This is a genomic window from Nostoc sp. (assembly GCF_036917615.1).
Taxonomy (GTDB): domain Bacteria; phylum Cyanobacteriota; class Cyanobacteriia; order Cyanobacteriales; family Nostocaceae; genus Nostoc.
Genome location: NZ_JBALCZ010000014.1, coordinates 95,321 through 121,052 on the forward strand (window position 1 = coordinate 95,321; position 25,732 = coordinate 121,052).

The 25,732-nt window shown below is 41.3% G+C and carries 31 protein-coding genes and 1 pseudogene; 18 read left to right on the forward strand and 14 right to left on the reverse strand.

Features of this window, described 5'->3' with window-relative positions; translation table 11 throughout:
• Positions 1-80: 80 nt before the first annotated feature.
• The gene (locus tag V7K85_RS03995) at positions 81-557 is read left to right on the forward strand and encodes a hypothetical protein (RefSeq protein WP_334811356.1); all 477 of its coding nucleotides are present in this window, start codon (positions 81-83) and stop codon (positions 555-557) included.
• Between the two features lie 173 nt (positions 558-730).
• Here V7K85_RS03995 and nifD read toward each other — a convergent pair whose 3' ends face one another.
• The 11 genes from nifD to V7K85_RS04050 all read right to left on the reverse strand — a co-directional run bounded on the left by nifD (position 731) and on the right by V7K85_RS04050 (position 10,571).
• Positions 731-2,173 (reverse strand): nitrogenase molybdenum-iron protein alpha chain, encoded by a 1,443-nt coding sequence (gene nifD / locus V7K85_RS04000; protein WP_334811357.1) that lies wholly within the window; start codon positions 2,171-2,173, stop codon positions 731-733.
• A gap of 149 nt (positions 2,174-2,322) precedes the next feature.
• Complete coding sequence (gene nifH, locus V7K85_RS04005; RefSeq protein WP_334811358.1) at positions 2,323-3,216, reverse strand: nitrogenase iron protein; 894 nt, start codon at positions 3,214-3,216, stop codon at positions 2,323-2,325.
• A gap of 376 nt (positions 3,217-3,592) precedes the next feature.
• Complete coding sequence (locus V7K85_RS04010; protein WP_334811359.1) at positions 3,593-3,949, reverse strand: globin domain-containing protein; 357 nt, start codon at positions 3,947-3,949, stop codon at positions 3,593-3,595.
• Positions 3,950-4,265: 316 nt separating this feature from the next.
• Entirely contained in the window at positions 4,266-5,165 is a 900-nt protein-coding gene (gene nifU / locus V7K85_RS04015; RefSeq protein ID WP_334811360.1) for a Fe-S cluster assembly protein NifU, read from the reverse strand.
• 111 nt (positions 5,166-5,276) lie between these two features.
• Positions 5,277-6,485, reverse strand: a complete 1,209-nt coding sequence (gene nifS / locus V7K85_RS04020) for a cysteine desulfurase NifS (protein WP_334811361.1) — start codon at positions 6,483-6,485, stop codon at positions 5,277-5,279.
• Positions 6,486-6,551: 66 nt separating this feature from the next.
• Positions 6,552-6,908, reverse strand: coding sequence for a 4Fe-4S binding protein (locus tag V7K85_RS04025; RefSeq protein ID WP_334811362.1), 357 nt, complete (start codon positions 6,906-6,908; stop codon positions 6,552-6,554).
• A 115-nt stretch (positions 6,909-7,023) separates the two neighbouring features.
• Complete coding sequence (gene nifB / locus V7K85_RS04030) at positions 7,024-8,475, reverse strand: nitrogenase cofactor biosynthesis protein NifB (RefSeq protein WP_334811426.1); 1,452 nt, start codon at positions 8,473-8,475, stop codon at positions 7,024-7,026.
• A 1,075-nt stretch (positions 8,476-9,550) separates the two neighbouring features.
• Positions 9,551-9,679, reverse strand: a complete 129-nt coding sequence (locus V7K85_RS04035) for an element excision factor XisI family protein (RefSeq protein ID WP_442940539.1) — start codon at positions 9,677-9,679, stop codon at positions 9,551-9,553.
• A 22-nt stretch (positions 9,680-9,701) separates the two neighbouring features.
• The gene (locus V7K85_RS04040) at positions 9,702-9,938 is read right to left on the reverse strand and encodes an element excision factor XisI family protein (protein ID WP_334811363.1); all 237 of its coding nucleotides are present in this window, start codon (positions 9,936-9,938) and stop codon (positions 9,702-9,704) included.
• On the reverse strand, positions 9,920-10,264 hold the full coding sequence (locus V7K85_RS04045; RefSeq protein ID WP_334811364.1) for an element excision factor XisH family protein: 345 nt from the start codon (positions 10,262-10,264) through the stop codon (positions 9,920-9,922). Before V7K85_RS04045 ends, V7K85_RS04040 begins: the two co-directional genes overlap by 19 nt.
• 214 nt (positions 10,265-10,478) lie before the next feature.
• Positions 10,479-10,571: an element excision factor XisH family protein gene (locus V7K85_RS04050; protein WP_442940536.1), complete on the reverse strand. Its 93-nt coding sequence runs from the start codon at positions 10,569-10,571 to the stop codon at positions 10,479-10,481.
• 275 nt (positions 10,572-10,846) lie between these two features.
• Between V7K85_RS04050 and V7K85_RS04055 the strand changes: the two genes are divergently transcribed.
• The 6 genes from V7K85_RS04055 to V7K85_RS04080 all read left to right on the forward strand — a co-directional run bounded on the left by V7K85_RS04055 (position 10,847) and on the right by V7K85_RS04080 (position 16,594).
• The gene (locus V7K85_RS04055) at positions 10,847-11,791 is read left to right on the forward strand and encodes an NAD(P)-dependent alcohol dehydrogenase (protein ID WP_334811365.1); all 945 of its coding nucleotides are present in this window, start codon (positions 10,847-10,849) and stop codon (positions 11,789-11,791) included.
• Positions 11,792-11,976: 185 nt separating this feature from the next.
• Complete coding sequence (locus V7K85_RS04060; RefSeq protein WP_334811366.1) at positions 11,977-15,393, forward strand: NACHT domain-containing protein; 3,417 nt, start codon at positions 11,977-11,979, stop codon at positions 15,391-15,393.
• 15 nt (positions 15,394-15,408) lie between these two features.
• Positions 15,409-15,633 carry a type II toxin-antitoxin system HicA family toxin gene (locus V7K85_RS04065; RefSeq protein WP_334811367.1) on the forward strand — a complete coding sequence of 75 codons (225 nt, stop codon included), beginning with the start codon at positions 15,409-15,411 and terminating at the stop codon, positions 15,631-15,633.
• Positions 15,630-15,857, forward strand: a complete 228-nt coding sequence (locus V7K85_RS04070) for a type II toxin-antitoxin system HicB family antitoxin (RefSeq protein ID WP_334811368.1) — start codon at positions 15,630-15,632, stop codon at positions 15,855-15,857. The genes V7K85_RS04065 and V7K85_RS04070 overlap by 4 nt, the downstream gene beginning before the upstream one ends.
• 32 nt (positions 15,858-15,889) lie before the next feature.
• Positions 15,890-16,144, forward strand: coding sequence for a hypothetical protein (locus V7K85_RS04075; RefSeq protein ID WP_334811369.1), 255 nt, complete (start codon positions 15,890-15,892; stop codon positions 16,142-16,144).
• A 9-nt stretch (positions 16,145-16,153) separates the two neighbouring features.
• Positions 16,154-16,594 carry an HNH endonuclease gene (locus V7K85_RS04080; protein WP_334811370.1) on the forward strand — a complete coding sequence of 147 codons (441 nt, stop codon included), beginning with the start codon at positions 16,154-16,156 and terminating at the stop codon, positions 16,592-16,594.
• A gap of 497 nt (positions 16,595-17,091) precedes the next feature.
• Here V7K85_RS04080 and V7K85_RS04085 read toward each other — a convergent pair whose 3' ends face one another.
• Positions 17,092-17,295 carry a hypothetical protein gene (locus V7K85_RS04085; protein WP_334811371.1) on the reverse strand — a complete coding sequence of 68 codons (204 nt, stop codon included), beginning with the start codon at positions 17,293-17,295 and terminating at the stop codon, positions 17,092-17,094.
• A gap of 492 nt (positions 17,296-17,787) precedes the next feature.
• Here V7K85_RS04085 and V7K85_RS04090 point away from each other — a divergent pair.
• The 11 genes and pseudogenes from V7K85_RS04090 to V7K85_RS04140 all read left to right on the forward strand — a co-directional run.
• Positions 17,788-18,006: pseudogene (locus tag V7K85_RS04090) on the forward strand (hypothetical protein); the annotation flags it as partial.
• Between the two features lie 493 nt (positions 18,007-18,499).
• Positions 18,500-19,258 carry a serine O-acetyltransferase gene (gene cysE / locus V7K85_RS04095; RefSeq protein ID WP_334811372.1) on the forward strand — a complete coding sequence of 253 codons (759 nt, stop codon included), beginning with the start codon at positions 18,500-18,502 and terminating at the stop codon, positions 19,256-19,258.
• Positions 19,259-19,310: 52 nt separating this feature from the next.
• Entirely contained in the window at positions 19,311-19,580 is a 270-nt protein-coding gene (locus V7K85_RS04100; RefSeq protein ID WP_334811373.1) for an Asr1405/Asl0597 family protein, read from the forward strand.
• Positions 19,581-19,883: 303 nt separating this feature from the next.
• On the forward strand, positions 19,884-20,081 hold the full coding sequence (locus tag V7K85_RS04105) for a DUF2949 domain-containing protein (RefSeq protein WP_334811374.1): 198 nt from the start codon (positions 19,884-19,886) through the stop codon (positions 20,079-20,081).
• Positions 20,082-20,452: 371 nt separating this feature from the next.
• On the forward strand, positions 20,453-21,583 hold the full coding sequence (nifV, locus tag V7K85_RS04110) for a homocitrate synthase (protein WP_334811375.1): 1,131 nt from the start codon (positions 20,453-20,455) through the stop codon (positions 21,581-21,583).
• Positions 21,573-21,860: a nitrogen fixation protein NifZ gene (locus V7K85_RS04115; RefSeq protein ID WP_334811376.1), complete on the forward strand. Its 288-nt coding sequence runs from the start codon at positions 21,573-21,575 to the stop codon at positions 21,858-21,860. Before nifV ends, V7K85_RS04115 begins: the two co-directional genes overlap by 11 nt.
• On the forward strand, positions 21,835-22,038 hold the full coding sequence (gene nifT, locus V7K85_RS04120) for a putative nitrogen fixation protein NifT (protein ID WP_298921155.1): 204 nt from the start codon (positions 21,835-21,837) through the stop codon (positions 22,036-22,038). The genes V7K85_RS04115 and nifT overlap by 26 nt, the downstream gene beginning before the upstream one ends.
• A 136-nt stretch (positions 22,039-22,174) precedes the next feature.
• Entirely contained in the window at positions 22,175-22,720 is a 546-nt protein-coding gene (locus V7K85_RS04125) for a (2Fe-2S) ferredoxin domain-containing protein (protein ID WP_334811377.1), read from the forward strand.
• Positions 22,721-22,972: 252 nt separating this feature from the next.
• A complete protein-coding gene (locus tag V7K85_RS04130; protein ID WP_334811378.1) occupies positions 22,973-23,917 on the forward strand; it encodes a PD-(D/E)XK nuclease family protein in 945 nt (314 codons plus the stop codon).
• A gap of 54 nt (positions 23,918-23,971) precedes the next feature.
• Positions 23,972-24,127 (forward strand): hypothetical protein, encoded by a 156-nt coding sequence (locus V7K85_RS04135; RefSeq protein ID WP_334811379.1) that lies wholly within the window; start codon positions 23,972-23,974, stop codon positions 24,125-24,127.
• Between the two features lie 57 nt (positions 24,128-24,184).
• Positions 24,185-24,760 (forward strand): Uma2 family endonuclease, encoded by a 576-nt coding sequence (locus V7K85_RS04140; RefSeq protein ID WP_334811380.1) that lies wholly within the window; start codon positions 24,185-24,187, stop codon positions 24,758-24,760.
• Here V7K85_RS04140 and V7K85_RS04145 read toward each other — a convergent pair.
• Both V7K85_RS04145 and V7K85_RS04150 read right to left on the reverse strand, forming a co-directional pair.
• Complete coding sequence (locus V7K85_RS04145) at positions 24,737-25,000, reverse strand: hypothetical protein (RefSeq protein WP_334811381.1); 264 nt, start codon at positions 24,998-25,000, stop codon at positions 24,737-24,739. The genes V7K85_RS04140 and V7K85_RS04145 overlap by 24 nt on opposite strands.
• On the reverse strand, positions 24,990-25,559 hold the full coding sequence (locus V7K85_RS04150) for a hypothetical protein (protein ID WP_334811382.1): 570 nt from the start codon (positions 25,557-25,559) through the stop codon (positions 24,990-24,992). The genes V7K85_RS04145 and V7K85_RS04150 overlap by 11 nt, the downstream gene beginning before the upstream one ends.
• Between the last annotated feature and the right edge of the window lie 173 nt (positions 25,560-25,732).

Below are 25,732 nucleotides of genomic sequence, written 5' to 3' on the forward strand. Positions count from 1 at the left end.
TTATAATAGCTTATTGTCGAGTTGAGGCTATGCCATAATTTAGTCTCATAAAATGATCCAAGTATGTTTAATTTGCCATAATGAATCCTAGACAACTTGAGCAAGCTCTCGAATTATCAAATATTAGAACCTCATTAGTTGCTTATCGTGATGCTGCACAGAAAAGTAAGTGGTACATTCGCTTTTTTGTTCCAGGTCTTGATGGAAGATATAATCCTGGAGTAGCTGTTGTGTCTAGCTCTAAGGTTGATAAATTGATAGATGCCCTTAACAAGGCTTACAAAAAAATGGAGCTTCTTGAGGAGGAGAAATATACAGGGGAATTTTCAGAAGATTTCGTTTTGCGTGGTGAGGTTAGTGACACTTTGTCCGTGAAAGTTTCTAGTAAAAAGTCATATATTTTATTCTGGAGCTATAAAAAAATAAAGTTGCACTTTTTAGTTTCAAGTAAAACTAACACTTTCAGTAGATCCTTTGACTCAAACGATGTCAAGGCTGCCATTAACATACTGTCTTCAGCAGAAAATTTAGCAGCCAAACTTATTAGTCAACTTTAATGGTAAACGCGATCGCACCATTTAATCTAAAAAATGGTCATTAAAAATAGTCTTTTATCTTACAGTTTTTCTTTGATCAAAATGCAAGCAAAATCTAAAAACCAGACTTCATAGGAGTTATACTGTCCAAAGCATCAAAACCGATTATTCTTAGATAACCCTGCAACTGGCATTTAGGCTAGAAATAGGCTCTTTTTTCTCCCACCGCTAAAAAACCTTGCATTATATGATGTTGAGGAGCGATCGCTAGGTTCGGAGTAATCCCAAGAATGCATTTGACGGAAAGGCAGACCCATCTTCTGGAAGACGTACTTCTCTTTCACACCAGAGGCTACAAGGTCGGGCTTGAGCGCTTTGATAAATTCCTCGAATTCGTAAGCGGTAACGTCGTCATAAACGATGGTGCCGTTTTCGATGTAGCCAGTGGTACGTTTGTAGTCGTCATTATGAGCGAACTCATAACCTGTACCAATCATCTTCATGCCCAAGTCTTGGAAAGCTGGGACAACGTGGCGAGGACGCAGACCACCAACCATGATGGCGACAGTCTTACCTTCCAAGCGGGGGCGATACTTTCCAAGAATCGTATCCATTGTGGGCTGATACTTGGCGATGACCTTCTCAGCATTCGCTTGGATTGTCTCGTCAAACTTGGAAGCGATTTCCCGTAAAGATTCAGCAATCTTGGTGGGGCCGAAGAAGTTGTATTCTAACCAGGGTATACCGTAAGCTTCTTCCATGTGACGACTGATGTAGTTCATCGACCGATAGCAGTGGATGAGGTTCATCTTCACATTGGGGGTCATCAACATTTCGTTGAGGGTGCCATCACCTGACCACTGAGCGATTACGCGCAAGCCGATTTCTTCTAACAGGATGCGGCTAGCCCAAGCATCTCCACCGATGTTGTAGTCACCGATAACGGCTACGTCATAAGGGGTACCTTCAAACTTGAGTGTACCGTCTTTCTTGGCTTGGTCGGATTTGGTGAACACCCAGTCACGAACCATGTCGTTAGCAATGTGGTGACCCAAAGATTGGGAAACACCCCGGAAGCCTTCGCAACGCACAGGTACAACTGGCTTGCCAATTTCTTTCGATGTCTTCCGAGCAACAGCTTCGATGTCATCCCCAATTAGACCGATGGGACATTCAGATTGAATGGAAACACCACGGTTGAGGGGGAAAAGTACATCAAGTTCTTCGATCAGCTTGACAAGTTTCTTGTCACCACCGAAGACGATATCTCGTTCTTGGAAGTCGGAGGTGAAGTTCATGGTACCAAAGGAGTCAATACCTGTAGTACCGATGTAGTAATTACGACGACCAGACCAAGAATAATAACCGCAACCAACAGGCCCGTGGCTGATGTGGATCATGTCCTTAATAGGGCCCCAAACCACACCTTTAGAACCGGCGTAAGCACAACCACGAGCGGTCATGACACCAGGAAGGGATTTAACGTTAGACTTAACGCCGCAATCGGACTTACCTTCTTCGTATACGTTTAAGTGTTTTTCCCGCTTTTTAGCGGCTTTTTCAGGATAAGCACTGAGAACTTCTTTAATTAGTTCTTTTCTTTCTTGGATGATGTTTTGATTTTCTGGAGGTGTCATATTTTGTTTCTGTGACTCGTAAGGATAGGGACATAGGGGGACTAGGAGTCCCCTCTAAAGTTAGGGGGGAGATAAAAAGAGAGGGTAAAAGGTAAGATAGGGGACTCTTCCTTTTTCCTTGTGCTAAAGCATTACTTCTTAGCAGCGATTTATACTACAGGAGCTTCAGCAGCACTCTTACCAACTAGCATTGCGGTATTTTCGTCGCTTTCGAGGATACCGAATTCAATCAACAATTCTTCTAGTTCTTCCATTTCGATGGGTGTAGGAATAGCTAGATTCTTGTTGTCAATAATTTTGGTAGCCAATGTCCGATATTCGTTAGCTTGGTTGCTTTCAGGTGCGTACTCGTTAACAGTCATCCGGCGCAATTCTGCGTGTTGAACGATGTTGTCACGGGGTACGTAGTGAATCATTTGGGTGTTCAACCGTTTTGCCAAGGTTTCGATCAAGTCGATTTCCCGGTCAGTGTTACGGCTGTTACAAATCAAACCACCCAAACGCACGCCACCAGTGTGAGCATACTTAAGAACACCACGAGCGATGTTGTTAGCAGCATACATCGCCATCATTTCACCCGATGTGACGATGTAAATTTCTTGTGCCTTACCTTCACGGATAGGCATTGCGAAACCACCGCACACAACGTCACCTAACACGTCGTAAGATACGAAGTCTAGGTCTTGGTAAGCACCGTTTTCTTCCAAGAAGTTGATGGCGGTGATAATACCACGACCTGCACAACCTACACCTGGTTCTGGACCACCAGATTCTACGCAAAGAACGTCACGGAAACCCTTGAGCATCACTTCATGGAGTTCGATATCTTCTACTGCGCCACGTTCTGCGGCGAGGTGAAGAACGGTGGTTTGAGCTTTGCTGTGCAGCATCAAACGGGTGGAGTCAGCTTTAGGGTCGCAACCGACGATGAGGATGCGTTGGCCCATTTCTGCCATAGCTGCCAAGGTGTTTTGGGAAGTGGTAGATTTACCGATACCGCCCTTACCGTAGAAAGCTATCTGTCTAATCTTTTCTTCAGTCATGATTCGTGATTTCCTGCAATTGGTTGGTTGGTGGGTCTTTGCGTTTGTCAGTTGCGTTCACGCCAGTTGAGCGACAGTAGTGAGCGCGTGTAGAGCATCGTTGGTAGCGTTGGCATAGGTGCCTGCTGGGGGCGATCGCTCCACAGCTAAAACTATTGAAAGCAAGTACATCTATTTCCTGGTTAAATTTTTTTCTTTTTGTTCCCGAAGTTCTGAGCGCCGGAAACCGACGCTCAGACTTCTCTCTTAGTCATTAGTCAAATGACTAATAACTAAGAGCTTACGCAATTTACAAATACGTCATAATGTGTTTCAACTGGAAAAATTAAATAGGACTTGATGTTGCTATTTGTCAACAATCAATGCATAAGTCCTATTACTTGTTCAAAATAGCGCCCTTGAAATTTGAGACGCGCTCTAGTGCAGCTGTGGTGTCTTCTGGTGACTCTCCACGCACTGCCATTGATTCACTTAGGAGTTTTGCGATCTCATCGAAGTGTTGTTGCTGTAAATTCATTCCGGCGTGTGTTTTGTCCATTGGACGACCGCCGTATTGCTTTGGCCCCTCAAAAATTTGAGATAAGAAAGCAACTAGATGATTACGTTGCTTGGCCATATCTGTACCAGCAAAAATGGGATTGAGGAGGCTGTCTGTTGCAATGCGTTTGTGGAGTTCATCTACTATTTGTTCAATAGCTGGTTGTCCGCCAAGTTTGTCGTACAATGTGCTCATATTCTGTTCCTTTGAAGCGAGTTAGATGATGAAATTTGCTTTTTAGGCACTTAATCTCTTTGCCTATATGCTGTTAGCAGTAATAGCGGTAGGACTGATACCAATTCGTAATTCGTAATCCCCTGGGGGAAGCAATCCTTCGGGTGTCTACGTAATTCGTAATTAAGAAAGTTAGATTTGAATATGTCACTTTCTGTTGGCGAATTGGTATGAAGCATTGAGTGGAGACAATGATTCGATTCAAATCCTACTTTCTGTTCCTGGCTGATGCATATTAGGGCGTATTTGTAGAGTACGTTAAGTCCTACAGCAATTCCTAAACTGCTTCGACTACAAGGCTCTTGCTGACACGCTCTTGTAATCTGGCTTCGATCGCAATTTTTAGGGTTGCTGTACTACTAGAACAGGAACCGCAAGCACCTTGCAGGACAACTTTAACGCGATCGCCTTCTACATCATAGAGTTCTACGTCTCCCCCGTCAGCGATGAGTACGGGTCTGATTTCTTCGTCTAGAACTTTTTGAATTAGAGCAATTTTTTGCACGTTGGTTAGCGATCGCTCTTTAGACGTAACAATTTCTGTGGCAACTTTTACGCCGTAATTGTTGAGATCAGGTGCGGCGAATTCCTGTTGCACTGATTTAATAATATCATCAATGTTTGCCAAACAGGAACCGCATCCGCCACCAGCTTTCACATAATTTGTTACCTCTTCGGCACCAGTGAGATTATTTTCTAGAACGACGCGGCGAATTTTGGCCTCGCTGATCCCAAAGCAACTGCAAACTAACGCGCCTTCATCATCATCATCATGGGTAGCTAGAGGTATGCCGCGATAATTATAGATAGCGGCTTCTAGCGCTTCTTGTCCCATGACAGAGCAGTGCATCTTCGCTTCTGGCAATCCACCCAGGTAATCTGCAATGTCTCTGTTGGACACTTTCAGGGCTTCATCTAAGGTTAAACCTTTGATCATTTCGGTTAATGCACTAGAAGATGCGATCGCACTAGTACAGCCAAAGGTTTGAAAACGAGCATCTAGAATCTTATCAGATTCTATTTCCACTTTCAGGTGTAGTCTCAGAGCATCACCGCAAGCAATGCTACCTATTTCTCCCATTGCAAGCTTAACCCCAGCTTCGCCAGATTCTTCAATGGCTCCCTGATTCAGGGGATTGTAAAACAGTTCTAATACTTTATCGGTGTAGTCCCACATAATGAATTTTAGATTTTAGATTTTGGATTTTAGATTGAGGTATGGGGCATTGGGGGGCATCGGGCATTGGTTTTATTCTCAATGCGCTATGCCCTATTCCCTATTCCTTAATTAACGATGAGCCAGTGCTTGCTCTTGTTCTTGCAGCCAACCCGCATTATCATTTTTGAAGGGTGAGAGGGCGCGTAAACGTTCCACAATACTGGGCATTACCTCTATAACTTGATCGATTTCGGCTTCTGTGGTGTAGCGACAAAGGCTGAAGCGGATGGAACCGTGCAAAGTTGTGTAGGGTAAGCCCATAGCCCGAAGGACGTGGGAAGGTTCCAGTGAGCCGGAGGTGCAAGCAGAACCGGATGAGGCACAGATACCGTATTTATTCAACAATAGTAAGATAGCTTCACCTTCAATATACTTGAAGCCGATATTGGTGGTGTTGGGCAATCTCTGCGTAGGGTCACCATTTACTACACAATCAGGAATTGTCGCGAGTAAAGTTTGTTCGAGGCGATCGCGCAGCTTTGTTTCTCTTTTGTTTGCTTCTTGTAAGTGTAACAGTTCCAGTTCCGCAGCTTTGCCTAAGGCAATAATTCCCGGAACATTCTCTGTTCCCGCCCTACGTCCGCGTTCTTGATGTCCCCCAAGAATGAAGGGGCGGAACCGAACCCCGCGCCGGATATACAAAGCACCAATTCCTTTTGGCCCGTGCAGCTTGTGACCAGACAGGGTTAACATATCCACGGTGCTAGTCTTCATATTCAAGGGGATTTTTCCCACTACTTGCACCGCATCTACATGGAAGATAGCGCCATATTCTTTCACCCGCAACCCAATCTGCTCAATCGGGAAAATCGTGCCGGTTTCGTTATTCGCATACATAATTGTCACCAAGGCGGTGTTACCCGTCAAGGAAGCTTCTAGTTCATCTAGATCCAGCTGCCCTTGATGATTTACTGAAAGATAGGTAACACTGTAACCTTGGGTTTCTAATTGTTTGCAGACATTAAGTACTGCCGGATGTTCAACTTGGGTGGTAACGATGTGTCGCTTTTCTGGGTGCGTCAATAGCGCGGCTCGAATTGCGGCGTTATCTCCCTCAGTTCCACTACTTGTGTAGACAATTTCTGACTCATCGGCTCCCAGCATGGCTGCAAGTTGTTCTCTTGCTGTTCTCAGTGCTTTACCGACTTGCCCACCAAAGGTATGCATACTGGAGGGATTGCCGTAAAAGTCTGTCAGGTAAGGTAGCATTACCTCTATAACTTCAGAGTCTACCTTAGTGGTGGCATTATTATCGAGATAGATGCAGTTGTTTTGCATTGTTGTCTTCAATTACGAATTACGAATTACGAATAGCGGTAGCGAAGCGTCACTACGAATTATTTGTTAAACTTCTGCTCCCACTGATTGGGATTGACGCTTTTGTAACTGCTCAGAGTATTTCTGGGAATAGCAGTTAAACCAACGCTCCCAATAATCTTGTTTATTTGTTAATTTAGCAACTACGCGGTTGTAATCGGCAAACCAGCCTTCCCAGTAATCGCTAGGCTGCTTAACGCAACCGTCGCAGGTAGGACAACCAGCTTTACACTGAGGCATGGTATGAACGCTACCAACGCAGTTTGTACAAAGTTCAGGGTCAATCCAGTGCTGTCCGTCAACCACTTTAACTGCATTTGTGGGACATCCTGATAGACAGAGATTACAGGAAATACACTGGCTAGTAATTATTTTGTAAGGCATTATTACTCTCCTTTTTTGGGCAAGGGGCATTGAGGATTGGACATTGAGGATTGGGTTTAGGGCAGGGCATTAGGGATAATTCTTGTCCTGTGCCCCATGTCCCATGCCCCATGCCCTATTCCTTATTCCCTAATTCCTTAACGTATTGCTCGTAAAACTCCAAAGCAACCTTCTCAATTACGTCGTAAGCTTCAACAGACTGTATTCCAGCTTTTTGCAATTTTTCTTGAGGACTGTTACCAATCTTGGAGGCTAAAACTGCTTTGCAATCTGCGATCGCTTTCATAATATGCTCAAAAGAAGCTTCTTCGCCGTATCCACCTTGGCAGTATTGGTCAATTTTGCGATGACCGACAAAGCGAACTTCGTTTCCATCCACTTCGTAAATTTGGAATTCTTTGGCATGACCGAAGTGCTGGTTAACCAATCCGCCGCCTTTGGTTGCTACTGCAACTAGGACTTTAGGACTGTTGGCAAATTTCTTGCCGACTAGCGCCTTGTCTTTGGCTACTTTAAGTTCTTCTTTAAACTTCTCAATACCGTCGTGAACTTCTTGACGTTTCTCCATGTCATAGTCTGGAGTCATTTCTAAGAATTTCTCTTTGGAAAATTCTTGGCTGCGGTCTTCTCCCAACAATCCTACTGCATCGGCACGGCACTGGCGACAGTGACGCATCATTTTCATGTTACCAGAGCAATTATCTTGAACTTCTTTGAGTTCTTTGGGTGTGGGGCCACGTTGACCGGTTAAACCGAAGTGTGTGCCATGTTCTGGTGCAGAAATCAATGGCATGATGTTGTGCAAGAATGCACCTTTTTCACGAATGACTCGATTCACTTCGACTAAGTGCTGGTCATTAATTCCGGGAATCATCACCGAGTTAACTTTGCACAAGATGTCAGCATCTTTGAGGGCTTGCAATCCTTCCATCTGTCTTTCATGGAGAATTGTCGCGCCTTCAATGCCCCTGTAACGCTTGCGCTTGTAGTGAACCCAAGGATAAATCTGAGCACCAATCTCTGGATCTACCATATTAATGGTGATCGTAACGTGATCTATATTTAATTCTTTAATGCGATCAACGTAGTCAGGCAGCATTAAACCATTGGTTGATAAACACAGCTTAATATCTGGTGCTTGCTCTGCAATCAACTCAAATGTGCGGAAAGTCTTATCTGCGTTCGCCAGTGGGTCGCCAGGACCGGCAATTCCCACAACTGTCATTTGGGGAATCTTGCCGCCAATGACCAAAGCTTTGTGTGCTGCTTGTTCTGGTGTTAGCAACTCGCTAACTACTCCAGGACGGCTTTCGTTAGCGCAGTCATATTTGCGGTTGCAATAGTTGCATTGAATGTTGCAAGCTGGAGCAACTGCAACGTGCATCCGGGCGTAGTGATGATGGGCGTCTTCGCTGTAACAGGGATGTTTAGCAATGCGTTCTTGGAGCTTTTCGTCCCTTTCTGCGGTGGCGCTGCTGGTGCTGTCGCAGCCGCAACCACCTGATTTTGCTTGGGTTGTCGATTCCGTGGCGGGGGAGTTGAGGAGTCGTTTAGACGATGATGTCATTAAATTTCGCAAAAGGTCGGTGGACTTGGCTGCCACTGTGGGAGATGCTGTTGCTACTCTTTCATGCCCAGGAATTGAAGTCGCGTCTTTCACACTGCCTGCAAACCCTTGGGTTTGGGCGACTTGTTATCAAGTAAGGCAGGCGATAGATGTTTGATGTTCGGCTGGTGTGTGTCAATGTTCGGTTCTTGGGTAGAATTTGTGCCCTGAGCCGCGACTTCTATTCACTTCAGGCATGGTGCTATGTCATCCCTCCACTCACTCTTCGCCTCGTTTTGTATTCGAGCGTCAAGTGATTGGCGATATAAGATTTATAGCAGCCGTCTCCTAGCCAGACAGTGCGTCTCTCTAGCATAGAATTTATTGGATTTATTACTCTTGTACTCAACTAATAAAAACCCTAATTCTTCAAGCATTACAAGAATTAAAAATTTATTTTTCGGGTAGGGGTTCTAGTATTTTTTGGTTAGGGTTCTAGTGTTTATAGACAGGGGTTCAGGATTTATTTGTACTCAGGCACAACCCAATACCAGCAAGGAATTTAATCTACTTGCAACTGGGTTTGGGTCATTTCAATGTGTACTCAGATTCCCCTCAAATTCCTTCAAAAGCAATAAATACCAAGGGTTTGAGGGTGAAAACTAGAGTAGTCTATATCGTTCTACTCCAGAAACGTGCGAAATTCAATTCTGTATCTAACATATCATTTTTTTGATGGTAAAAATCCAATTCATATTTTTTTAATTTTTACTTTGATAATGATATTGAATTGTGATTCTAAGTCTTATCTGGCAAGCTATACAGGACTGTGCAAATAGATGTGTTGCTGCACATATTTTTCAAAAAGTTTAACTTTTAAGTTCTTTTTTTTGATTCCCACAATCAGAAGATGGGTAAGAAACTCTCGGATTTTGTGTTTGAGAGCAACAACAAACTATAATCTAACATGATTGAACGATCCCAATGAATTTTCTTTATTGCTCATTACGAACCTTGGCGAAAAACCTAACCCCCTAACGCCCTTCCCGACGCGGTAAGGGGAAAAATTTAAGGTCTCTTTCTTTTTAGGAGAGCGTTAAGCAACTGCATAGCCTGTGTAGGGTCTTAACTCAGGTGGACGAAACCCCAGAACAATATGTTTTTTAGGAATTCCAGCCCGTTCTAAATCAGCGGCAATGCCTTCTTCAGTGCCATCCCGTTGAATCTAGATTTTGCCATCAATCAGGTCAATATGAACCAGACAGCCATGAATGCGGCGTTCGCAAAGCGTGCCGTAGGCATTCGCCATCCCAACCTATATCCATCCACAAATAGCGAGTCTCTTTCAGAGAGGCTGCGCCAACGCGTGTTCGATCAAACACCACTTCTGATTGAATATTGGCATAAGAATAGGGTAGTGAAGCATATTCAGTCAGGATAGTTTCAATTACCTGGCGATAGTGGTTTAAGTTGGTATAATCCATTGTTTAATGACCACCAGTTTTGGATCAAAGGTAATCAGCTTTAAACAATGATTTATCAGTAACAGTTTGCCGATAGGTTCTTCAAATAAATCATCAAAAACACTGTTAGGTACTGCAAGATATAGCACTCGTTCTGGCTCCAATTCAATCAATATATCTTGATATAAAATATACTGCTCTAACGCTTTTTCTAAATCATCAACATCCGATCTGCCGAAAAAACTTTTAATCTCAACTGCAATCTTGGATTCTACTTTTTGCGCTGCCAACATCTGTCTAGCACCTAAATCAACATACAAATCTTTTTTACCAAACTTCAGGATCAAGCAATTTTGGATTTTAGATTTTAGATTTTAGATTGAAAAGAGCAATCAAGTCAGGGGCTTGTCATTTAATGCAAGGATTTTAGATTTATTCCACGTAGCTTGCTTCTCGTGAAGCGAGTATAAATTCGGGGGCAACTCTTGGAGACGCGCAAGGGACAAACCTTTTTAAATTTTGGATTTTGAATCATCTTTTCGATTATCCAAAATTTAAAATCTAAAATTCGGTCAGTGGGTCATGAGTAATTGTCCATTTGTCTTTAATCAAAGCATTTTTGACATTATTGTAATAGATGTCTCTAGCTGGCATACAGGTGTAGTTTTAAACTGATATTTCTATTTTAGGAAATCTCTGACTACGCCTAGCATCTTCGTTAAATCTTATGCGTCACCGATAGCGTACTCCTACGGGGAAGCAAGCTACGCGCAGCGTCTTTACAAGACGCTGCGCCAATGAGTCTTGTCTGCGACACGCTGTTCGCGTTCGAGCGTCACAGCCCGTCGTAGACATAGCTACACTGAATTTATCAGGAAAAATAGGCTGTTTGAGTTGTGTGAGTCAAACAGGGTAGCAGGAGAAATGCGATGAAAGCAGTCATTATCCGTCGGTATGGCGCGGCTGAGGTGTTGCAGTATGAAGACGTGGAGCAGCCGAAAATTGAGTCAGCACAGTTACTTGTGAAAGTTCGTGCGAGTAGCGTTAATCCCATTGATTGGAAAATTCGCCAAGGGATGTTGAGCTTGATTACCGGCAGCAAATTCCCGAAGATTCTGGGGTTTGATGTGGCGGGAGAAGTCGTAGCTGTAGGCTCTGGTGTCACGCGCTTTAAACTAGGAGATGCTATCTATGGCAGTACTAGTTTCCCTGGAGGAGGTTATGCCGAATTTGCAGCTGTTCCAGAAAACTTGGCGGCGCTCAAACCAACGAACTTGTCCGATGAAGAAGCTGCGACTGTGCCTTTAGCAGCGCTCACGGCTCTGCAAGCGCTGCGAGATCAGGGAAATATTCAAACAGGGCAAACTGTGTTGATTAATGGGGCTGCGGGCGGTGTAGGCAGTTTTGCAGTCCAAATTGCTAAGGCTTTAGGGGCAGTGGTGACGGGAGTTAGCAGTACCAAAAACTTGGATTTGGTGAAATCTCTCTTAGCAGACCGCGTGATTGATTATACGCAGCAAGATTTTGCCCAAGATACAGCCCAGTATGACATTATCTTTGATGCAGTAGGTAAGCGATCGCTCTCTCAAACCAAAAGAGTCCTCAAACCCAGTGGTATTTATATCACGACCTTACCTAGCCCCGAAGTTTTGTTAGAGAGCGTCTTAACAGCGTTCCTTCCCGGTCAAAAAGCTAAATTTCTCTTTGAAAAACCCAACACTCCAGATTTGGTTTATCTGAAAGAATTGATTGAAGCGGGTAAAATTCGTGTGGTGATTGATCGCACATATCCCTTACAAGAACTCGCGGCGGCTCATACTTATAGCGAAAGTGAGCGTGCAGTCGGGAAAATTGCGATCGCAGTTTCCAATTGATCTGAAAAACCAACGCGAAACCTAACCTCCTAACCCCCTTCCCGACGCGGGAAGGGGGGAAAATTCAAATCTCTCCTAAAAGGAGAGAGATTTAGAGAGAGGTTTTCCAAATTCCCTGAAATTCGGAAACATTACTCAAGCTAGTGGATATACTCGTAATCAAACTCTCAACAGAAGCGAGTATTATGCTGGACTTGTTAGCTATTTGGGGTGTAACTCAGGCCGCCGGGTTTATTTTTAAACCCATTCTGGAAGACTTAGCCAAGGATGCTGCTAAAGATTGGGCTAAAGATTTATTAAAAGGCATCCCTGGCAAGATTGTCCAGAAACTTAAGAAGGAAGACATAGAAATTGCTGCTGGGAAAGCGTTAAAAGAATTTTTGCAATTGATGCAGCAGCAGTTAAAGGTTCGTTGCAAACTTGCTGAAGGTGAGATTAAAGAGTACACCAAAGACATTAAGAAATTTATCAGCGATAAGTCGGTTACAGAAACTTTTGGTAAAGCTTTTGATATTAATTGTGAATCTCTAGACGCTAAAATCCTAGAAGATAGTTGGAACAGGCTGCAATTAAAACCTCTGCCATCTAAGTTTAACTGGCAATCAATTACAGAGCAGTATTTGACACAAGTCCAAGAACTTCTTTTAGATTCAAAAGAATTACACCATATTCTAGAATTACAAAAATTATCTGATATTGAAATAAATACAAAACAAATTGCTGGTGTTATTGTAGATTTTAATTTAGTTAAATATCAAGAAGGAATCCGCGAACGCTATGGCAATCTCAAATTAGATAGCTTAGATACTAGCGGCTATGCCTATAACGAACTGAAATTATGGCGGATTTTTACTGCTCAAAATGTCCGAGAAACTCATCAAGTTTTAGCACAAGTTCACGAACTGCCTAAAGAACATCTTAGACGGCTGCGAGAAAGTGACCAAGTAGAAGCAGTTGAATTAGAACGCCATAAACGGGTTGATTTTGAACAGCCGATCCGTTCAGTTTTAGATGTTGTCAATAAAAAGCAAGATTATAAATATCTTGTGATTTTGGGCGATCCTGGTTCAGGTAAGTCTACTTTGTTGCAATTTCTGGCTTTGAATTGGGCTGAGTCTCCACTGGATAATGTTATATCATTACCAATTCCGTTGCTAATTGAATTACGCACTTATATGCGGCGACGGGAAGATAAAGAGTGCAATAATTTTCTCGAATTTTTCCATAAATGTAGTGGTGCTGTTCATCATCTCAATCAGCTTGAACTGGATAAACAATTAAAAGCTGGTAATGCCTTAGTGATGTTTGATGGTTTGGATGAGGTATTTGACCCTGGTAAGCGAGAGGATGTAATTACTGATATTCATCGCTTTACTAATGACTATCCTGATGTGCAAGTAATTGTCACTTCTCGGATTATTGGCTATAAACCGCAACGATTGCTTAATGCTGAGTTTCGCCACTTTATCTTACAAGATTTAGACTCAGAACAAATTCAGGATTTTATCAACCGTTGGCATGAGTTAACTTTTACCGATGCAGTAGATAAAGTCAGAAAACGGGAACGGCTACAAAGAGGAATTGCAGCTTCCAAATCTATTGCAGAATTGGCGGGAAATCCTCTGCTGTTGACGATGATGGCAATTCTAAATCGGAATCAAGAGCTACCAAGAGATAGAGCAGAGCCTTATAATCAAGCATCGCGGGTACTGCTACATCAATGGGATGTGGAACGCGCTTTGATAGAAGATCAGAGGTTAGATCCCAAGACGATTGATTATAAAGATAAGCAAGCGATGCTGCCTCAGGTTGCTTATCTTATGCAAACTGGTGATAAAGGTTTGGCAGGTAATTTGATTAATGAAAATGATTTAGTCAAAGTTCTGACTGACTATCTCAAAACCATAGAATTTGATAAACCTAGAGAAGCTGCGCGGGTGATGATTAATCAACTGCGGACTCGCAATTTTATGTTATGTTTACTGGGTGCGGATTATTATGCTTTTGTGCATCGGACATTTTTAGAATATTTCTGTGCTCGGGAGTTTGTCTGTCAGTTTAAAGAAACGCAAACGCTGACTATTGAGGAACTTAAGAATGAAGTTTTTGGCAAACACTGGCGAGATGAAAGTTGGCATGAAGTCTTGCTACTGATTGCGGGAATGATTGAGCCAAGATTTGTTGGTGAGATTCTGGAGTATTTAATAGCGCAAGATGGCGAAGAGGAAAAGTTTGTCAATCTCTTTTTAGCAGCTAAGTGTTTGACAGAAGTAAGAAATCGTCACGTAATTGAGTTCGTTAACAATAAATTACGTGAACAAATAAAATCCTTAACTAAATATGGCAATAAAATTAATTTTTTAGAGGAAAATATAGAAGATTTTGAAAAATATACGGAACAAAATAACTCAGTTTACGAGATTCGCACTAAAGCAATTACAGCAGTTATAACAACTTGGCAAGATTACCCTGACATCTTACCCTGGCTCAAAAAATGTGCGGCATCTGATGAAGATAATGATGTGCGATGTGTAGCAGTGCAAGAGTTAGCTTTGAGATGGAGAGATAAACCCGACATTAAAGCTTTACTTAAAGAACTTGCTACCTCCGACAAAGATGATTATGTTCGACATGCAGCAGTGCATGAGTTAGCCTTGGGTTGGAAATATGATCTCGATATCAAAGCCTTGCTCCAAGCAAGTACTAACGATCGTTGTGAGGAAGTACGAGAATTTACCTTACTAGCCTTAGTGCATTCTTGGAAAGATGACCCAGATACTGTAGCTATCCTAAAACAACACGCAATATCAGATTTGATACCTGTGCGAGAAAGAGTAATTCACGAATTAGCACAGGGGTGGAAACATGATCCTAGTACCTTACCCTTCCTTAAAGAACTTGCTAGCAATGATAAACAAGGTTATGTGCGACAAATAGTCGTGAAAGAAATAGCTCAGGGGTGGAAAGATAATCCTGAAGCTTTACACTGGCTTACAGAATACACTCGGTTCGATCACATGGGCAATCATAATTCTAATGTAGCGTGTGAAGCATTAAGAGAGTTAGCCCGCTCCTTCAAGGATGACACCAATACAAAAGCTTTCTTAGAAAAACACGCTACCTCCAATGAAAATTATTCTGATTTACCAAATGAAGCTGTCAGAGAATTAGCCAGAGGTTGGAAGGATGACCCCGACACTTTAACTTTTCTCAAAGAACTTGCTACCAAAAATAGTAATTCGTTTGTGCAATGTGTAGCAGTGCAAGAGTTAGTGTATGGCTGGAAAGAGAACCCTGACACTCTATCTTTCCTTAAACAACTTGCAACTTCTGATAAATCTAGTATCGATGTACAGCGTTCCGCAGTGCAAGAGTTAGCGCGTGCTTTCAATAATGAACCAGGGATGTTTGAATTTTTGCGTGTTATCGCCGTCACTCAACCTTCCAATAATCTCTCTCGAACAGTAGTACTTAAAATAATTATCAAGCAATTTCCTCAGCATCCCCAGACTTTACCACTGTTGTGCGATCGCGCAGAGAATGACCCAGATGAGCAAGTGCGGGAATTTGCTCAGAAGAAGTTAAAGCAGTGGGAAGGGTAAATGTAAGCTGAGTATATGCCCAAGAAAATCAGAGAACTCAAAAGCTTGTTATTGCAAGCAGGGTTTATTTATAAACCTGCAAAGGGTAGCCACAGTAAATGGATGCATCCGCAATTGCCTAAAGCTATCATTATTGCTGGCAAAGATGGTAGCGATGCCAAACCTTATTTAGAAAAGCAAGTCAATGAAGCACTTGAAGAACTAAATAAAATGAAAGAAGACGAGGAGACAGAAGAATGAAATATACAATCGTGATTCAATGGTCAGAAGAAGACCAATGTTATGTGGTTTTCCTACCTGAGTTTACGCATATAATGCAGCCTTGCACTCACGGAGAGACTTATGAAGAAGCTCTTAAAAATGCTCAGGAAGTTTTAGAAATGCTGATTGAATCATCTTTGGCTGATGGTGAACCTCTACCAGAGCCAAAAACATTAGGAATGTCATTAAAAGTGGCGTTGTAAATCAGTAAAATTAAATAAAAATAGGTAATCTCATGACTACATCTGTAAATACAGCCAAGGTCTACGATGAAATTATAGAGTTTATTGCTGCTGGAACCACTCCCCAAAGCGTTATCGATTTCAAACTCTCGGATGCAGCCAAAGACCGTTTAGAGGATCTTGTTTACCGCGCAAAAACTGAAGGTCTTACAGGAAGTGACCAGCGAGAGTTAGATCATTTCCTCACGCTAGAGCATATTATAAGGTTGGCAAAAGCAAAAGCTCATCAGTACATTAACCCTAAGTAAGTATTCAAAATGTCTCGGCTATATATTAATGCAGAACTGCGGCGTTTAGTTGCCGATCGCGCTGGCTATCTATGCGAGTATTGTTTATATCCAGAATTAGAGGGTTTAAGCTGTCAAGTTGACCATATAATCAGCGTCAAACACGGTGGCGCTACAACAGCAGATAATCTCTGCTATGCCTGTATCTTCTGTAACCTGCAAAAAGGGACGGATTTAGGGTCAATTAATTGGCAAACTGGGGAACTTGTGCGGTTTTTTAACCCACGCAGAGATTTTTGGGGCGATCATTTTCGACTAGATGAGGCTGTAATTGTGCATCAAACAGAGATTGGAGAAGTCACCGCACGCATCCTAGATTTTAACGGCGATGAAAGGATTGTAGAGCGACAAGCTTTGATGGCATCTGGTCAATATCCTTCAGCATCGGCAGTAAAACAGATAAATAAATAGGTTATGATGTGCGTAGGCGTAGCCCGTCGTAGACATCGCATCTACCAATGGGAATTCTATACTTAGCAAGAGTTGCTACTTAACCATTAGAACTAAAAAGGTAGATATACAATGGGCTATCAAAATATTACAGCCTCCCTTTCGCCACAAGATATTCAATAAATTAATTGTATCCTCAGGGAAAAGCCCTAAGAAAATCTATTGACGGTTGCTAGTGGGCAACGGTCAACAGACTTATTTTAAGTTTCTTGAAGAAAAGTAGGTGGTTGTTAATAAACCTTTGTAGGATAAGTGAGAGTAAGAAACAACTAATGGCTCATGTAATTAAGTCCATTAGTTGTTAAGACTGGCGCTAAAGTAACTTAACTTGTCCAAAAAACAGGATAAATTACTTAAAATGCCACACTTTATCCCTGTAGAGACACGATTCGCTGTCGTGTCTTTACATTTAATGATTTCCATCTACTAAACTTCATATGTCTGCATATTCCCCTAACTTAGTGATGGCCCTTGGGTTTCTTGGTATAGTCATAGTAGTTTGCATCACCACCAATTGCAGTATTTGAATTACCGTGAGTGTCACCACCAACCTGACCAATAACAATTATCGTCTTACTATCACCATGTGATTTACTTCCACCACCAGACAAATTGGCTTCTTCGTTGGTGCTTAATGTGGTAAACAATGTACTTTCGCTCATTTGAGTTTTCCTTTGATTGTTAGCAATTTAAGTCATGCCAAATACTTCGATACCTTACTTTTTCCACGATTTGTAGGCAAGTGAGGCTCAGAAGTTCTATAGGTTGTTAACTGCCTGCTGTTTTGGCACAAAATAATCATATCAGGGAAAACGCATTTAAATTAATCTTGATCAGAAAAAAGTTCAAAATAAACAAAAAATCAGCATTTATCTTTCTAGACCCCATCTTACGCACTTCATCCTGTAATACACTATGAATGATTTCTAATATCTGGCTAATGTTGGTTAAATAGCAATTAAAAATCACTAAAAATTCCCAGTATTAATTACTTAATAGGCTATAAAGATTTATTTTCTGGTAGGTGCTTACAGTAAAATTATCCGAAAATGTGCGTAGGCGTAGCCCGTCGTAGACATCACATCGACCAATGGGAATTCTATATTTAGGAAAACTTGCTACTTAACCACTAGAACTCCCAAGGTGATTATACGATGGCCTATCAAAATATTGCAGCCTCCCTTTCGCCACAAGATATCCAAGAAGTTAAAGCCGCGCTACAGAAAGTCCAACAAAAGCTCCCCTTGCTGATTACTCTCAGGACGGAAGAACGGCGGAAGTTGGTAAAAATGGGCGACAAAAGCCTAGCCTTTGTGAACAATAGCATCAGCGTTACTCAGTCTAACCGCGAAATTCTTCCAGCCACTTTTGAATAATAGAATAGTCAATATGAGCTATAACTATATTTTGAAAGGTATATGTACATACAGACAGCAAATCCTAAGAGAAAATAAAGAAACTTGTCTTTCGCCTAACCAAATAATAGGATACTAATAGTAGTAGCATATACAAAAAATTGATTTTTAATATCATCTAACTCATATTTGAGTGCATCTGAGTACAGCTTAATAGATTGCAAAATATATTGATTGAATGTTTGCAAAGGCTTACAGGTAAAGTTTCTTGTAGCGAGTACAGAAATTCTTAAACCCTGCCCCAAAAATACTAGTACCCCCATCGTTAAATACTAGCGCCCCTACCCCAAGACATATTTTAAGTTTATCTTAAGTCGGGGTTTCGGCGTTTGAGTACAACCTTAATCAATCCAATAAATCCAATCAGCATTGGGTTTTCTATGTAGTTGGAAGTCGCCTGATATAAGCATAAAAATAGCACATGGCTCTTTCTACCAGATAGACATTACCGATGCAACAGTCTTTAGACAGTATCAGCAATTCCCAGACTATCAAAACGCAGGATTCTGCACATACATCCCTGCTGAAAAATCTTCTCTCTGGCGTTTTTTTTGAGCCATTATTGAGTGATTTTCGCATTATCTTTGAGCGCGACCCAGCAGCACGTAATTGGCTAGAAGTAGTGTTTTGCTACCCTGGATTGCACGCACTATGTTTGCATCGTCTTGCTCACTGGTTATATTGTCGAGGTGTGGGTTTTATTCCCCGTTTAATTTCTCATTTGGGGCGATTTTTGACCGGAATTGAAATTCACCCAGGTGCAGAGATTGGTCAGGGCGTGTTTATCGACCACGGAATGGGTGTTGTGATTGGCGAAACTGCGATCGTCGGCGACTATACATTAATTTATCAGGGCGTCACCCTTGGCGGAACTGGTAAAGAAACTGGTAAGCGTCATCCCACAGTGGGCAAAAATGCAGTGATTGGGGCGGGTGCAAAAGTTTTAGGTAATCTGCAAATTGGCGATCGCGTCCGTATTGGTGCAGGTTCGATTGTCTTGCGGAATATCCCCAGCGATTGCACAGTTGTGGGAGTTCCCGGCCGAATTATTTCCCTAAATGAAAGCGCTAACCTTTCTCCTTTAGAACATGGAAAGCTACCCGATGTGGAAGCAACCGTGATTTATTCTTTGCTCTCGCGCATTGAACAACTCGAAAAACAACTGCAAACTTTAGAAGTCAACAAACAGCACACAGGAGTTACGAGTTAGTAATTATTCTCCCTGATCTCCACCACTCGCCCACCTCTCCCCCTCTGCCAATATGAGAAAATTAGATGCCTCACAACTTAGTTCCCACCCTTTAGGCGATCAAGTTTTGCAGATTCCTTTGAGCGATCGCTGGCGAATCTATCACCGTTTACAAGAGTTAAAAATTAACAGTTCCTGTCCGCCCGATGGTTCTTTACGAGTGCAAGTGAACAATTTGCTAGAAGTGATTCTAATTCGCAGTGCAGTTATGCAATTTCTTGCTTCTCGTCACGAATTATTGGAGTGGCTAGAGCGTTGCTGGCATTACAGTGATGAAAAATGAAGTGTTTTTGTCAAACCTAATTCAGATACTATTAATCTTGAATTCCTGACGCAAGCACTGCACTTCATACTTTTTGTTCATAGATGCACAAACCTATTTGATGTTTAGAAGTTGAAGCTACTGTACGCTAGCAGATTTTATTGCAGACTGAGAGGTATTAGCCGACTTTTAGATTTTGTTTAGTCTCCTAAATCTGAAATTTCCCTGACATCTAGCGACAATTAATAAGGCGAAACTACCAAATAAAAGTTGGAATTTCTGATTTTTAGTTATTTCCCCAATTAAGAAATTGAAAGTTCGATTATGGCGACTCGTAACAGAGATATAAAATTCCTCAATTTTTTGCACAATGAACTTGAACTTTCAAATGCCGATATTGCTGTAGCTCTGCGACACCGTGAATTAGAAAATGGCCCACTATCGATGCTCCTCTGGCAGTATGGTTTAGTTGACTTGGAGCAGCTAGGAAAGATTTTTGACTGGTTAGCAGAACAAAGTTAGCTAATCTGTACCCATTAGCTTTGAGTACCATTACCTGCCTAAATTACACCCCAATGCTCTAGAAAATCTGAGGTTACCAAGATGATTACATCCTTAATTGCTGGATTTTGCGTATTACTTTGTTCCGGATTTGCTAATAGCTATATCAGTTCATTGCTACTGGAGCAAAATCAAACTGACATCGGTAAAAACGGTTAGAAAATTATACCTGTTTTTAGTTCCCTGCCATACAGATATGATGCTGCTAATTGGACAATAATTAAGGATCATATATCCTACATTATGAATTGTGATATTTTTAGCATTTACCATCGCTAGGGATTGTAGAGAGAAGGGATATTAAGAATACTTCCAAGAGAGGGATATTTGCAATGAATCAAATCATCATTAATGACACTACATTACGTGATGGCGAACAAGCAGCAGGTGTTGCCTTTAACCTACAAGAAAAAGTAGCGATCGCTAAATTTCTCGATGCCATTAATATTCCCGAATTAGAAGTCGGTATACCGGCAATGGGTGACGAAGAAACACGAGCGATCGCAGCAATTTCTGACTTGGGTTTACAAGCAAAACTCCTGGGCTGGAACCGCGCTGTCATCTCAGATATTAAGGCTTCTATCGCCTGCGGTCTGAACAGGGTGCATATTGCCATTCCCGTCTCTGGTATTCAAATCGCCGCCAAATTTCACGGTCAATGGCGGGTAAGTTTGCAAAAACTCAAAGACTGTATCAGCTTCGCAGTCGATCAAGGTCTTTGGGTAGCAGTCGGCGGAGAAGATTCTTCCAGGGCAGATGAAAACTTCCTCTTAGATGTAGCGCTTTATGCCCAAGAATGGGGTGCATCCCGCTTCCGTTTCTGCGACACCGTAGGAGTTCTCGACCCTTTTACCACCTACACAAAGGTCAAAAGGCTGGTTTCAGCTTTGATGATTCCCCTAGAAATCCACACCCACAATGATTTTGGTCTGGCAACTGCCAACGCTCTTGCGGGTATCAAAGCCGGAGCCTTATCAGTGAATACCACAGTTAATGGATTGGGTGAAAGGGCGGGAAATGCGGCTCTAGAAGAAGTTGTCATGGCGATCAAACGCATCTACGGCGTTGATTTGGGCATCAACACTCCGAGTTTGCTGGAACTGTCTCAACTGGTTGCAGCCGCGTCAGGTGCAGATGTACCACCCTGGAAAGCGATCGTCGGCGAAAATACCTTTGCTCACGAATCTGGCATTCATGCTCACGGGGTACTGCAAAACCCCATTACCTACGAACCATTTGCTCCCGAAGAGGTGGGTTGGGAACGGCGTTTAGTAATTGGCAAACATTCTGGACGGCATTTGGTTTCAAACTTGCTAGAGCAGCATGGCATTTTCTTGAACTCACAAGAAACCCAGTCTGTTTTAGATGCAGTGCGTCATCAATCGGTACAGAAAAAACGTAGCCTGACGACAGAAGAATTATTGAATTTGGTCAGAGAACAGAGGTACTCTCATGCAACGTGATGAATTAGAGCTAAACTTGCCACCGGCTTTTGAAATTGGTGAAAAAGTCAGAGTTCGCAAACTGCTCAAGAATGATGGTACTTTTCCTGGTAAAGAAGTCGGGCAAGTTTTAGTGAACAAAGGAGATATCGGCTATATAGCGAGTATAGGCACATATTTGCAGAGTTCATATATCTATGCTGTGCATTTCTTGGAAACAGGATTCGTCGTCGGCTGTATGAAAAAAGAACTAGAATCTGTTGAGGAATCTCATGAAAGTAATGCTACGCATGAATGACGCCGGCACTTTAGTAGTTTACGTTGCTAAGAAAGACCTTGAGGAAGAAGTAGTCAAACAAACCGATGGAAATGATGGCAAGATTCTCACCCTAGCAAATGGTTGGGAATTGGAATTTCGTGATTTGCCAGACACAGCAAATTTACCCCAAACTGTAGAAGCTAAACGCCTCTCGTAAAAAAAAGTTAGGAGTGATGAGTTATGAATAATAATTTATTATTCATAACTCCTGACTTTTAACTCCTAACCGGAGGCGGAGCGTCTCCGGCTTTGCTCCTAACTCTAAACTCCTCACTTCTAACTTTTTATCAATCATGGGTGACAAGTATCTGACATTATCAGAATTGAATCTTGAGGGACAGTTACTAGGTTTTGTTGGTGGTGAACCAGGAAAATATAAATACTTGCAATTGGCAGTTCCATCTGGAAATGTAGAAATTAAACTGCCTAAAGAATTACGCCGTTCTCTAAGTTTATCCTTAGTTCCTGGCCAGCAAATTCGTGTTTGTGGTCATAGTAAGGTAGACTCACGCACAAGTAAAATTAAAATCAAAGCCTATCGGGTGACACCAATTGATGCGTGTCCAAATCAAGATTTACCGCCTGAAACCAAAGCCAGGATTATGGTATGTCAAAAGTCAGGTTGCCTCAAACGTGGTGGTAAAGGGTTTTTATCAGAATTAGAAAAAACTTTGGGCGATCGCGGTTTGTTAGACAAAGTTACCATTGAACATACTGGTTGCCAAAAATGCTGTAGCAGCGCCCCCAACTGTGTTTTAGAACTTGGTAAAAAGAAATACAAGAATATTCAAACTGAAGCGATCGCATCTTTGCTAGAAAGTCACTTAACTCAAGAGTAATAACCTTCTCTAGCTATTCTTAAAATAATACACAACTTTGTAGGGGTAAAATTTTACCCCTATTTTTTGTTGGTATTGTCTGTGTAGCACCCTTGTCAAACTGCGATCGGCTAAGTTATAACTGCTGCACTGCTAGTAATAGCGAATACAAACAAAACTTATAAAAATTTTTTGTAATCTTGTGCAATCAGAACTACAAGCTTAGTCATTGTGTATAACTTTTTTGGAATTACCTTAAATACTTAAAAATAAATGTCTTTATTTACCAATTTACTCAATCTGCATTCAGGAAACAAACCGCGTGAAGATTTTTTTACCGAGATTATTGCCTATTTTTTATCTCTGAATAATCATGTTTTAATTAATTGGTTAAAATATCACTCAATTCTTAGTGATGATAATTATTCCAGCATCAAGATTTCAACCCAACAAGAACACAAACGACTTGAAACCCATACTGAAGATAGTAAATTGGACATTGTAGTTGAACTGTCAAATGGTTTAAATACAGATGCAATATTTATTGAATCAAAAGTTGGCTCTAAGGATGGAAATAATGCTTTAAAAAAATATGCTGAAATTTTGAGTAATTTACCAAATGTTAGACATCGAATTTTAATTTACATCACCCGTGATTATGACTCAAAAGAAGAAATCAAAACTCCAGCATTTAATTTCAAGCCAAAGGTAAATTTTTATCAATTGAGGTGGCATCAATTTTATGCACACTTACAACAACACGCGACTGATATATTAGCCCAAGAAATATTAATTTTCATGAGGAAAAATGGAATGTCTACCACAAATCAATTTTCATCAGTTGACTTATTGACAATGGTTAATTTTAACAAAACTCTCAATCTCATGGAATCGACTCTCAGCGAAGAAGTACAGGAAAAATTCAAGCTAGCTTTTGGAGGTGTTATTAAAGGCGCAGCAAGTAGGACTCAATGGAAATGGGATGAAAGATATATTATCTACACCCACCTTTCTTCCTCCACATGGGACTTCTGGTGTGGTCTTGGATACTTCAATTTAAATCCAAGTAATGTAACTGATTATCCATATTTAGGTATATTTTTGCACGTTTCTCCTGGTTTTCAAGAACGTCCAAAAATTATTGAATCTATGCAGAAAGTAATTAACGATAAACCTAATATTTGGACTCCTGTTAATTTAAAAGTTTTGCCAGCCTGATCAGGTATATTTTATAGAAAAAGCCTACAAGAGTTTTTATCTGAAAAAGACCAGTTGTCTTCTATTAAAGATTTCTTCTTACAATCCATTGATGAACTCAAAAATATTCAGCTAGATTTTGACTTTCCCTGGAAGGGTATAAGTATAGAAACAGTTACAGAACCTGATAAAGAAGAAGATCCAGACACCTCACTATCTTCCATCACATAACTTTAATCAGCTAAAGCTATATTAAGATAAAAATAACTCTGCATTCTCGTAGTTGTTATGAGCCTTACCACTGCTAAACGCTTTACTATAGCTGAATATCACCGTCTAGCTGAACTTGGCTTCTTTGAGGAGAATGACCGAGTTGAGCTAATTAAGGGTGAAATAGTCCAGATGGCAGCAAAAGGTACACCGCACTCTGTTTGTGAAACACGCCTAGAGCGAGAATTATATAGGCTAGTAGGCGATCGCGTAACCCTGCGAGGACAACAACCAATTACTTTGTCTAACAACAGTGAGCCTGAACCAGATAGAGTAATTGCAAAAAATAGAGATGATGACTATCTAGCGAATCATCCCAGCCCATCTGATATTTTACTCTTAATTGAGATTGCCGATTCATCCTTAAAATATGACCAAGAGGAAAAGCTACCTATTTATGCAGAAGCGAGTATCTCTGATTATTGGATATTTAATTTAGTAGATTATTATCTGGAGTGCTACAGCGAACCTTATCAAGGTTTGCAAGGTAAATTTGGTTATCGTCGTAAGGTGATTTTTCTGCCAAATGAATCAGTTAATCTGCCCTGTTTTCCTGATTTAGTTATGGATTTATCTAGGGTATTCCCAGGTTAACGTGTAAGGGGCGATATCAGAAGAATACTGATTGTTTCCTGGTTTGCCACGCTTAAATATTCCGCGCACTCGTTTCAAACGTGGCAACTCTGTCACGGTTTCTTCTGTCACCTCTGCTACTTCAGGGAGTAAATGTGCAACTCCAAATAGTTTTCCCAAAGGAGATATTTTTAGAAAAGCTTGCCTTTGGGCGTGAGTCATCATCTCACTTGATCCTACTCTTATTTCATCACTGCTCATATAGCTTTGCTTCTCCCCATTGACTTTCGTGTAGCTGACAGAATTTTGCTGCTGCTGTTCGTGAAAATCTGAAGCCATATAAATCTTCTCCAGGAGTGCTACGTGCGAACCCAAGATACTCCATCTGCACTTTATCTCTATAGTATGACACAGATGTATCTAGAGCTTCCAGAATAACTAGCGACTCATCTACTTGTGTTTGACAAAATTTTAGACTCACCTTGGTTGCATACCAGATTAACCATTTGCCGATTGGTTCAATTAACCGTTCAGCTACATCTCCTCGACTTGTAGGATGAGCTTCTATATGTTCTATTTCTAGATAACTGGGATATCCAGGATGGGGATAAAGGCCATATTGCACTAATCCCCAAACTTTGCCACCATAAACAAGTTTGACTATGTTTTTACACTCAAAACTGGTATTTTTCCAGAAGTTTAACCAGTTACAAGACCAATCGTTTGTCATATCATTTTCTCTAGCTGGGGAAAGACAAGCTATTTCCTCAGACGTCGGTTGGATTTGGACTTTTACCTGATAGGAGCCAATGCTAGTCAATTATGTTTTACAACCTTTTAAGGGAAACATTTCACGTCCAAACATTATAAAACAACGTAAGGAATATAAGCTAATGAGCATTTAAATTGCACAAAAACAGGGCTAGAGTTGCTTACTACAAGCGAATTATTTTGAAAAATTAATGACGAGTAGCTGATCAATAGGTAAAGCTA